Below are 10,798 nucleotides of genomic sequence, written 5' to 3' on the forward strand. Positions count from 1 at the left end.
AACATCCCCGCCCTCGCCGTTCGTATGCACAAACGGACAGCCTCAAACATGCCCAAGGGTGGGGTCAATTTTAGACGCCGATTACCCCTCAAACGGGGTCAATTTTGCACGCCGGTCTACAGCCCAAGGGATGAGGACCCGTATCTGCGGCTCTGGCCAGCTGGATCGCCCGGATCACCAGAAGACGCGAACCACCTGTCGCCTGAATTGCGTCCGCAATCTTGCGCAGCTGAGCAGGATCGTTGCGCGCAGCTTCGATTTCAGCCTTGAAATCGCGTTCCTGCATTGCTGAATCGCCCCCTGTAACTGCATTATCGCCCGGTAACGGGCGTTACCCACCGTGCGCTAACCATCAATGAACATTACTTTATAATCAATGATGGAGGACGAGACTTTCAGTGCATCAGAGACGAACTTCGTGAAGCTCTATCGTAAAAAGCATTGACTACACAGGACCAGCGGGCGCTCATGACCCCGTCGATACCTCGCCCCAAATCCCAGATGACAGAGTCCCCGTTGGCGAGCCGGGCTTTAACGAAACGATCGTGCAGGTCTCCGACGGATCGGCGTGACTTTTGCGCCAGGTGCAACTGCACCGATGCCAGCATGCGGTTCCATCGATCTTCGAGATCTTTGCGTTGATCGTTAGTGCTTTCGGGTTCCCGCGTCTGAACCGAGTCCGCATCGAAGGTCACAACATGGACGGCGGCGATTTGTGAAGCGAGCTGACCAAAGCGACTGATGAAGCTGATGAGTCGTCCCCGCGCTTGCCCATCAGCGCAGCAGTACGGATCCTGAATCTCAAGCAGTGCGATTTTCGCATCCCGGACGTGCTGCTCAAAAATGGTCCAGTCTCTCTGCCCATATTGTTCGAAGACCACGCGCTGAACGTGGGAAGCCCGTGCTTCTGCCGCTTCAACGGGAGTTCGCACCGAGAGAATCGGGCGACGAACCAGCGGGCTGTCCAACGGCGCTGAGACGACCTCGTCGGCTGCGCCCTCTGATGGCGCGCCTCTGTCCTCAGTCGGACTGGACGTTGCCGCTTCCTCAGGCGCGGGCGGCAAGGCTTCGCTCGCTGCGGATTTGGGCGTCTCATCACTGACCTGGGGCTCTGTCGCAGCGAGGCGTTCAATGCTGTAACTAGCCTGCTCCCGGGCAGTTTGGGGCACCGTTTCGGGCGTTATGGCGGATTGATCTTGTCGCCCGGCCCGCTTCCCGTCGAGCACGTCTGCAAGCAAGTCCTCAACATCCCGCTCGCTCTCGGGCGGCATCAGCAGGCCACGGCTCAGTGAGCGCTTGCGCTCCATGAGGGCATCGAGACGCTGATCGAAGCTCGACGGACCGATCGCCTCATCGGGATGGATAGCCATCGGAATGTGGATCGTGACCGGACGTGTCTGACCGATACGGTAGGCGCGGTCGGTGGCTTGGTCCTCGACAGCTGGGTTCCACCAGCGCGAGAGATGGATAACATTGTTGGCGGCGGTGATGGTGAGTCCAACACCCCCTGCCTTGGGAGACAGAATTAGTACGTCAAAGGCGGACGCTGAGCTCTGGAATGCGTTCACCATCTCCTGGCGCTTATGACCTGCCACCTTGCCGCTGATGCACATCGGCCTGTGCTTGAGGTCGAAGCGCTCCTGGATAGCCATGGCCAAAAAGGCCTGCATTTCCAGATCTTCGCAAAACAGCAGTGCCTTCTCGCCGCGCTGTTTAACGTCCTCGAGAATCTCGAACGTCTTCTTCAAGCGCGCCGACTGGGAAACGTAGGCGTCAATATCCGTGACGCCGCGCGGCGCCAACGGATGGAGCGATGTCCCGCGCAGCATGTGCAGTACTTTGAGCATCGCGCCTTGCTCGCCGCTTTCACGAAGCGCGCGCGCTCTAGCGAGCACGAGATCATAGGCCTGCGCCTGGGCAGGTGGCATTTCGACCGCGTATTTGCGCGCTGTTTTCTCGGGCAGACCGGTGAGGATCTCGTCTTTCATGCGCCTGAGCATGAAGGGTGGGAACTCGTCGTCACGCTCGACCAAGCGTTGCTGCAGGTCTTCAAGGCCTGCCAGATCGTTCGCCGGATAGCTGCTTTCGAACTCCCGGCTCGATCCGAGGAACCCAGGGTAGACCGTATCGGCAATCGACCAGAGATCCTGAAGTCGGTTCTCGACTGGCGTGCCGGTCATGGCAATTTGTAGGCGACCATTGAGCGCCTTGGCTGCCCGGGTCATTTGGCTGGCCGGGTTCTTAAGCTTCTGGATCTCGTCGTATACGATCGCATCAAACGGAATGCGCGCAAAGCTCATGTGATAGTCGCGCATCGTTTCGTACGTCGTGAGAACGATCCCTGCGTCTTCCCACTCGCCGGCATCCAGCCGTGAGGTGCCCCCGCGAATGTCGCTTCCAGCCTCCAGCCGGTAGCTGCGCAAGTTTGTCCCAAAGGCTTCAATCACGGGCCCGATCAGGCCAGCCTCTACGTGTTGAGCCAGTTCTGCTTGCCAATTCCTAAGCAGGCCAGTTGGCGCAACGATCAGCACTGGTTTGGGGTGGGCCGAGTTGGATCTTAGCCAGAGCAGGAACATGAGCGCCTGGAATGTCTTGCCCAGGCCCATATCGTCGGCGAGGAGGACGCCAGGCAACCTGCGCTCCCATGCTTCAGTCAGCCAGGCAAACGCTTCGCGTTGGTGAGGCTTAGGCTCGGATTTCAGACCTTGCGGAAGGGCCGGAACCTGAAATGCCTCTGGAGCGGATTTCGGCCGAGGTAGACGCGCATAATCGAGTTGCTCGAAATTCTCCCCTACCTGCAGAAAGAAGATGTCGACCGGTTCACGTTCATCCTCAGATCGCGATTGGTCTCCTGTCTCCGCTACGATTTGTCGCTCAAGATCGGCAATTCCACGTGTTGCCTGAAGGGTAGCCGGGGTGGCGGGAATGTTCTCGTCCCGCCAGGCGACGGTTTCGTCTCCCGCCTTGATCGCCGTCTCAAGATCGCCAGCGAGAATCTCAGCGTCACCGGGAGCCAAGGCAATGTGTCGTGCATCGGGAGGATCACCAATCCTCAGGCCGAAGCTTTCCGGCAGCCAGCTGTTGGACTTCGGCTTGATCCAAGGCAGGACCGGTTTTTGCCAGACCTCGATCCCGCTAACACGCTCGGAAAACTGTTGCGTCTCGATAAAAAGCCGGTCGGCCGCTTCGTCATCGCCGGTAGCATCGAGTTTCAGCTCTTCGCGCAAAACCCGCTGGGGAGAGCGAAGGAACTCGCGCTTTTCCTGCGAGCTGCCGGCCTGCTTGGTCCGAACGATGTCGAGGGCCTTGCCCAGCAAGGGGTCGAGGAACAGCAGCGTTCCGTCGGAAAGGAGGTAACTACGCCGCCCCCCTTCCTGGCTCCGAAATCTGCGCTGGAAATGCAGGGCATCCTGCGGGGTCAGCAAGGAGGCTTCATTTTCATCGACGAGGTCACCCTCCGTCGTTTCGCCTACATGTCTTGAAAAGAGGACCGGGTCAAAGTCGAAGCGACCATGATCGGTCTTTGCATTCAACGAGAAGTTTGCAGCGTAGGCAATGCGAATGCGTTCCAGAAACCCGTCGGCTTCGATGCCGGCCCCGAGCTTATCGCCCAGTAGTTCACGAAGCTCGGCAAAGGCTGCTCTTCGTTCGTCGGCATCACTGGCTGCCTTCACTGCTTGTGCAGCCAGGAAGACGGAAAATACGGGCTCTGGAATGCGGCTGACGCGGCCTCCTTCTCGCACACGAACGCCAAGAATATCAGCGCGAACAGGCGCGCCGCCGCGGCGCATCCACTTCGGATTGACCGTGATGGATCCTTCGGCGAGCGATCCACTCGAGTTCAGCTGTAGTGTCAGAGGCGTGGCAGGCGGCAAGCCAAGGGCAAAAGCATCGGCCTCGTCGAGTTGGGCGGCAATGTGAGGGGGAAGGACAACCCCTCCGTCCTCTTCAACAATTTGCCCTTCCTGATCGAACGAGCGTGCGAGCGCCAAGGCTGCTTGCCCTGCTTCGGGAGCAACCTTGGGCCATTCCGAGTATGGCACCGTTTCGCTTGACGCCCGTTTGAACAGCCCTCCCGGCCGCTCACGCAACAGTGTGATCGCCTCGCTGCCATCGCTCTGTTGGGTTGCGACGAATTTGGTGCTTACCATCGATCGTTCCAGTTCCGCCCACGGCCTTTCCCAAACCGCGGGTGCAAGATTGATGTCCGGCGATTAATTATCCCCGCAAACTTGCCTTCCCAACCCGGGCTTGCAGGCACGTGAGATTCATACTCGAAGTCTGTCCGACCGGCCGTGGTCCGCAGTTTTCCGCCGTCGTATATCTTTGCGTAAAGCTTCGGAGCATTCGGATCGCTATCACTCCAAAAGCGGCATGACCCGTTGTCGCTCCACTCGGAAATCCTGAGATCGCCAATCTGCATGATGATTGAGGAAGATGAGGCTGGGCCGCCTCGAATAATTCCATATTCCGGGCGTTCGCCGCTTTGTCTGATGAGATACTCGATTTGGTTGCGGGCCCGGACACCCAAGGCAGGCCATGCATCACTGACAAGGCCGTCGTCGAGGTAGGCCATCCAGAACTTTTCACGTTGCGCCCATTGATCGGGCCGATCGGTAGTCTTGGCGATAGCCCGGAAGAATTCGCGCATTGCGACTTCCGTGAGCCAGCGTTTGAAGACCTGTGTGACTGTAAGTGCGCGTTCTTCGCCAATGCTCTCGGCCAGAGACCGAACGATCCTGTCCCAGCGGGGCCGCTGAAGACGGGGATCACCGACCTGATCAAGGAGAAATTCGGAAATCGCCTTACGATGCTCGGGCTCGGGCTTCTCCTTGACCCAAGGTTCCAGCAGCGCGCGCACGACGAGCTCAATCTGGCCTGCCAGGGCCTCCCTATCAAAGAGCCTCAGCAGGCTGCGCTGCGCCGGGACTGCCTTGCTCGGCGGCAACTCTGCTGTCGCTACGCAAAATCTGGCGAACGTTGCCTGCCCAAAGCCGCTCGCCGCTAGATTTGCTCCCAACCCAACTTCCCGCATCAGCTGGAAGACCTGGTCATCGTCGCGCGCGAGTAAATCCTGTGCCACCCGTGTAGGGCCTTGCGAGGGCGCAAATAACTCCCAGTGCCGGGCCCTCTCTCGCCATGCCCACTCATGTCGCAGGGCAGCACTTGAGGCAGCCTCTGCAAGCTTGCCCATGATAGGCCGGTCCACCGGAAAATAGGTGAGGTAGCCATCGATCATTGCTTGATCGGAACTGCGCCGCTGTTCCTCGACAGCACGGTCGAGAGCAGTATATCCCAACTCGTCGAACTCTGGATCGCACCATGCACCGCGCAGAACCCGGTTGAGTTGGAAACGCGGGAGCGCCTCGGCGCCATTCTCGGCCGCACTGCGCAAAAAAGGCTTCAATTCGACAACTGGCTCCGCCTCACCGATGCTCGCATCAAGTTTGGCGAGTTGTCGCTGTAATTCGGGTTGCGTTGTCGGAGGCTTGGCAAGCCCGGCGGACGCAAGTGCGTCCATACGATCGATTGCCGCGCGCAGGACGCTCATCGCTCCTGCCTCAAGATATCCTTGTCCAGCCCCGCGCTGGGTGTGGTCATCAGGAACCGCAAGTCGATCCGTCGATTACGCTTTTTCGCCGCCTCGCTATCACCTTGCGCGATAGGGCGGTCCGGTCCGTAGCCGCTCAGGCCTAGGATCGGCGCAGAACCTGGCTGCCCTGCTGGCTTGTTGAGGAACCCTCGCAAGGCCGGCTGATTGAACTGAAGCATGGTGAACGTCGTTTCGGCTCTTCGAACCGAAAGGCCATAGTTGTTCATCCCGCCATACATCGCGTCAGAATCAGTGTGCCCTTCAACAAAGACGGCGTCGATCAGGTGCTTTGAGCGTTCCTCTTTGCATAGGTTTGACGTGGTATAGCAGGGGAGAACCTCGACCATCGCGCTGGCAACCTTGCTGATCGCGGCTTGCCCTCTGTCGCTCAGCTCCCATCGCCCTTTGTCGAACAGCACGTCATCAGGCAGGCGGAGCACACCTGTCTTCGTGTCAATTTCGACCTGCAGGCCTTTGTCCTTCAAAGACTGCTGCAGGTCGTTGAGGATCTCTGCCCGGGTTCGGTTGGCGCCAGTCAGCTCCTCGGTCTTCGACTGCAAATTCAATGCAAAGTAAGCCAGTAGGATGATAAAAATGAGAAGGAGGCCAACCATCATGTCCGTCATGGACATGAAGTAGCTTTCGCCTTCTTCAGGGGGTCTCCTGCGAACGGCGCCTTCCATTATTCAGCAGCTTCCCGATTTTGGTTCGCAAGAATTCCGGCCAGTTCCTCGACCGTGTCGCGCAGGGTCGTCAGTGGCTCAAGTGCACCTGCAAGCTGGGCAACACCTTCGCCCAGTGCGCGATCGATTTGGCCAACACGTTCATTGAGGTTCGTAGCGTGGCTGCCCGCTGCATCAGTGATTTTTTCGAGCGCCGCTCCGAGTGAGCGATCGACCTCCTCAAAGCGGGCCCGGTATTCAGACCAGGCCGACGAGGCTGCTGTTGCCGTCTGATTCAGCGATGCGGCGAGCTCGCGCATTTCATCCCGGGCGCTCTCGGAAGACTGGGCGTTCTTGGCGACGACCGCCTCAACCGATTTGACAGCTTCCGCAATCGACAAGGCAGACTGCCTGACTGGAGCGGCAGCTGCCTCGACATCATTGGCGACCGTGCCGAATGCCGTTGCCAGATCGCTGGAACGGGCGGCGACCTGCTCGATGGCCCGTGCATGGTCACCAATTGCCGTCTGGGCCGAAGATAGCCGATCAGCTGAAACAGAGATCGCACTTCCGGCATCTTTCATGCTGGCTACAAGCGGAGTGCCTGCTCCGTTGAAGCGTTCCACGAATTCGGAGAAGGACTTCTCCATTGCGTCCTGACCGATCCGAGCCGCATTATTTGCAGCATTGGAGGAGGCTTCCCCGAGCTGCGAGGCCGCGGTCGCCAAGCCAACTTTCATATCGTCCAGCGTTGTGCCGAGGCTGGTGAGCAGTTCATCCATTCTCTGGCGGGCAAGTGCGCTCGCTTGCTCATTTTCCTCGCGCATCCGGTCGGCGATCACGCCAAAGTTGCGATTAAGGTCACCGAACGCGGTGCGCATCTCTTCGGAGGCTTGGCCGAACCGGCGCACGGCGTCCTCGATCTGCCGGTCTGCTTCACCCGTCTGTTTCTCAAGTCGCTCTGACATGGTGGCCATCGACACGGTCATTGCCCCGATCGCATCGGCAAGGCCCGCCATCTCGGCGCCGGCGCTCGAAGCGATGGCATCGCGGACAGCTTCGCCGCCGCCGCCACTGATCTTGTCGATGCCTTGCTGGATCGAGCCTAGATGGGTGATCATCGGGGCCATTTGCTTTTCGAGAGCGCCATCAAGCGCTGCAGCCAGCTGCTCGGAGAAGGTCCTGAGGGCGGGGGTCTGTTCCTTCAGCTGCTCCAGCTGATCGCTCGCAATGCGCTGCGGCGGCAGATAGGCCATGCCATGCTCAAGCTTGTCGCAGAGCATGGAGAGGCCGTCATTGATCCGCTTACCGAACCTGTAATCGTAAGAACGCAGGACAATGGACGCCACGATGCCGCCGACTGAGGCCCAAAACTTTGCGCCGGCGACCTTCATCAGTTCATTGAGGCGCTCCTGCATCGCATCGACCCCACCGCTGAAGTCCAGGGTCGACAGGGCAGCAATGATGCCAAGGAAGGTGATCAGCAGACCGATGGCGATAAAGATGTTCGCAAACCAGTTGAGCCCGCGGTGACTGTCTCCGAGATTTACGAAGAAGTGCTCAGGGCGGGCCGAATTCTGGAGAACATCCGCAGACGGATCGACGATTGTTTCTCGAAACTCCTCCCAGGTCCGCCGCAGTGGGAGCGCCTCGGGGTGACCAACCTCCATCATCTGCTCATCGACTTCATTGAAGCGACGGGCGAAGGCAAGCCGGGCAGAATCGATGTCAGCCGTACTGCCGCCAGTCACATCATCAAGAAGTCGAACCCGAGATTCGATCGCTTTTGCAAGCGGCTCATGGAAATCCCGCTTGTAACGGGAGGATATCGCGAAGGCAGTTCCAACTAATACGACAGCCAGGAAAGCAGCCATCGCATCGCCGATGAGCGGAATCTTGGTAAAGAAGAAGATCAGACCATGACCCAGCCATTCGGTAATTTCCACGCAATCCCCCTGAAACTCGGCAAAATCGAAGAACTCTGCTCCTATGCAGGGAAGCAGACAAGTCTGCCAATAGCATTCAAGCAGGAGGACCCCGAACAGCTCGGACGGTATCGAACGCGCCCGCTGTCGCCAAGACTGGTTCCATTAAGGACGTGAGGATTCTGTAAATTACGGCTGCGATTGTTGCCCCGGTGATATCGAGGCGAGGTACGCCTCGACCCTCTCCAGAGTTCTCCGACGGGGCCTCCGCCCCATCCGTAGGTCCAGAACGAAGCGTGGATCCCCCACTGCCCGTCGCCCAAAGCGGGTGGCTGATATGTGTGTTTCCTTGAGATGACGCTCGATGCGATCCAGCAGCTTCATGGTCTACCTCGAATCAAATTCAGCTTGTGTTCTTGTTGTGTTCTTATTAGGAAGACCCCATCGAGTCTAGGATGAATTCCTACACCTCACCTGGACCGCCCCTTGAAAGGCGACGCAGATGGAGAATGTCAGGGAAGAGCTGGATCGCCTGATCCGGCAGAGAAACGTGGGTTATTCCGCGGTGTCGCGGCTGCTCAATCGCAACCCCGCTTATATCCAGCAATTCATCAAGCGCGGCTCACCGCGCAAGCTGGACGACGAGGACCGGCGTATCCTTGCCCAGTTCTTCGGGGTCGATGAGCAGGTGCTCGGTGGGCCAGCGCTTCCTGTGCGTGATGGTCTGGTTGAAGTGCCGATCCTCAATGTCGATGCCTCGGCCGGTTTTGGTGCGATCGCGGAGAGCGAGACAGCCCATACCCGCTTTGGCTTTGACGAACGCTGGCTGGGCAAGTTGACCCGGGCCAAGAGCCCGAGCCTGTCGATCATTCATGTTCATGGAGAGTCGATGGAGCCCACGCTGCGTGACGGCGACGAGGTCCTAGTCGACTCCTCGGATCAGGGATCGCGCCTGCGTGATGGCATCTATGTGCTGCGTGCCGACGATGCGCTCGTGGTGAAGCGGGTTACGATCCAGCCGGGCGGAAGACTGATCACGATCTCGAGCGACAATACGGCTTATCCGACCTGGTCTGACGTTGATCGCTCGACGATCCACGTTGTCGGCCGGGTCATCTGGTTCGGCCGATCGGTGTGATCTGAGCTCGGGTCAAATTCCAGCAAATCGCTCGCGATGCCGGGCAACGAACTCTGGCCTCGGATGTAGCGATTGATCGCGCGGCAGGCGGATTTGCTGACCCGCTGGCGGGAATAGCTGCAGAAGCTCGGACGGCACCTTGTTGTGCGATACGAGCAGGCAGAGGTTGTCGTCGAAGGTGATGAGGTGGCGGTCAAACAGCCAGTGGGCTGTCGCTGACAAGGCCACGCCGTTCTGGACAATGTCCGGGCCGCCACCCGCAACTGACCAGATGTGCGCGGCCTGGGCCTCAGCCTTGCCGCCGCCATTGACGATCCTTAGCCCGGTGACGGCGCAGGTGTTTTCGTACGCATCGAGGACATGATTGCGGAAGTTCGCGTCACGGATCTTGCGGTTCACGAGCATCTGCTCGACCCGGCGCTCCGCGAAGTGATCGTGCAGGAGCAGATTGGTCTCCGGATCGATGCGGGGGGCATCGAGTTCGAGGCGGATGCGGTTTTCGGGATCGAGAGTTTCGGCAAGGCCCGCATTGACGATGGCCACGAAATCCTCGTTTTCCAGCCTGCGGACCGACTTGCCGCGCAAGCTTCGCCCGGCATCGCCAGGCCGTGTCATCTCGCGCAGGAAGCGCTCGGCAAACCGGCCGCTGCCGTCGCGGTAGGGGACAGGCTGATCGAACTCGAGGTAGTCGCGCACACGCGCATAGAAGTGGCTGGGATCGCTCGGGTCAGCGTCGATCCGCTCGACGAAGGCCGCAGCGATATAGGCCATTCGCCCGCCGGAAACTCGCGTCTCGCGGTAGACGATCCAGTCGCTCTCAAGCTCTCGCGCAACCGACAGGTAATTGCTCGGAAAGTGATACCGCTCGGTGATCGCGTCATCGTACCGCGAATTGCCGCTGATCTCGAAAACGCCTTTCACAGTTCCGCCCTAGCCAAAATCAATGTGCGCCAGGTTGCCTGGAGAATGTCCGGCCGTCCAGGCTCAACCTCGCAGAGATTAAATACCGATTTCGAATGGCTTGGTGCGCTCCTTGACCAGTTCTGGCGGCTTTTTGGAATGATCCTCCTTGCTTGGTGACCCGGCGGCCTGGCCTTTCGCTGCAGCCTCGCGCAGGCGCTCGGTTACTTCCAGCGCCGAGGTCTTCTCGCCTGTGTTCTGCAAAACCGCCCTCCCGAGCTTGTCTGTACTGTCGACCACAAGGGTCAGGTGGTCCCGCAGCCGGGTCACAGTCACGAGGAAGGTTTGCTGGTTGGCCAGATTGCGCTCCCGGCTATCCATGACGGCAATGCCTCGATCCGACGTCAGCCCCTGCGCCATATGGGCATTGAGCGCGTAAGCGAGGTCAAGCCGCCTGAGTGTCAATCGGCGTTCAAAGTTGACCCCCTGATCGGCGCGTAAAACTGACCCCCCTATCGGTCTGGCAGGCGGTTATCCCGGTAGTCCATGGGAGGGGCCCGCGCATGCCGTCGCGCGCCGT

General features: G+C 59.3%; 7 protein-coding genes and 1 pseudogene. 1 reads left to right on the forward strand and 7 read right to left on the reverse strand.

What is annotated here, in order from left to right; translation table 11 throughout:
• Positions 1–88: 88 nt before the first annotated feature.
• From POM99_RS21600 to zorA, 5 genes are all read right to left on the reverse strand, one after another.
• Complete coding sequence (locus POM99_RS21600; protein WP_277280815.1) at positions 89–286, reverse strand: hypothetical protein; 198 nt, start codon at positions 284–286, stop codon at positions 89–91.
• Positions 287–395: 109 nt separating this feature from the next.
• Positions 396–4,151, reverse strand: coding sequence for a DEAD/DEAH box helicase (locus POM99_RS21605; protein WP_277280817.1), 3,756 nt, complete (start codon positions 4,149–4,151; stop codon positions 396–398).
• Entirely contained in the window at positions 4,145–5,551 is a 1,407-nt protein-coding gene (locus POM99_RS21610; RefSeq protein ID WP_277280819.1) for an EH signature domain-containing protein, read from the reverse strand. Before POM99_RS21610 ends, POM99_RS21605 begins: the two co-directional genes overlap by 7 nt.
• A complete protein-coding gene (locus POM99_RS21615; RefSeq protein WP_231382162.1) occupies positions 5,548–6,225 on the reverse strand; it encodes an OmpA/MotB family protein in 678 nt (225 codons plus the stop codon). The genes POM99_RS21610 and POM99_RS21615 overlap by 4 nt, the downstream gene beginning before the upstream one ends.
• Positions 6,226–6,275: 50 nt before the next feature.
• Positions 6,276–8,201, reverse strand: coding sequence for an anti-phage ZorAB system protein ZorA (zorA, locus tag POM99_RS21620; protein ID WP_277280821.1), 1,926 nt, complete (start codon positions 8,199–8,201; stop codon positions 6,276–6,278).
• Between the two features lie 481 nt (positions 8,202–8,682).
• Here zorA and POM99_RS21630 point away from each other — a divergent pair, with 481 nt between their 5' ends.
• Entirely contained in the window at positions 8,683–9,318 is a 636-nt protein-coding gene (locus tag POM99_RS21630) for a S24 family peptidase (protein WP_006966198.1), read from the forward strand.
• Positions 9,319–9,330: 12 nt separating this feature from the next.
• Here POM99_RS21630 and POM99_RS21635 read toward each other — a convergent pair whose 3' ends face one another.
• Together POM99_RS21635 and POM99_RS21640 are read right to left on the reverse strand one after the other, a co-directional pair.
• On the reverse strand, positions 9,331–10,089 hold the full coding sequence (locus POM99_RS21635) for an HNH endonuclease (protein WP_277280825.1): 759 nt from the start codon (positions 10,087–10,089) through the stop codon (positions 9,331–9,333).
• A 228-nt stretch (positions 10,090–10,317) separates the two neighbouring features.
• Positions 10,318–10,677 (reverse strand): annotated as a pseudogene (locus POM99_RS21640) (MobF family relaxase); the annotation flags it as partial.
• Between the last annotated feature and the right edge of the window lie 121 nt (positions 10,678–10,798).

The sequence above is a fragment of the Novosphingobium cyanobacteriorum genome (assembly GCF_029436685.1).
In the GTDB taxonomy this organism is placed as follows: domain Bacteria; phylum Pseudomonadota; class Alphaproteobacteria; order Sphingomonadales; family Sphingomonadaceae; genus Novosphingobium; species Novosphingobium cyanobacteriorum.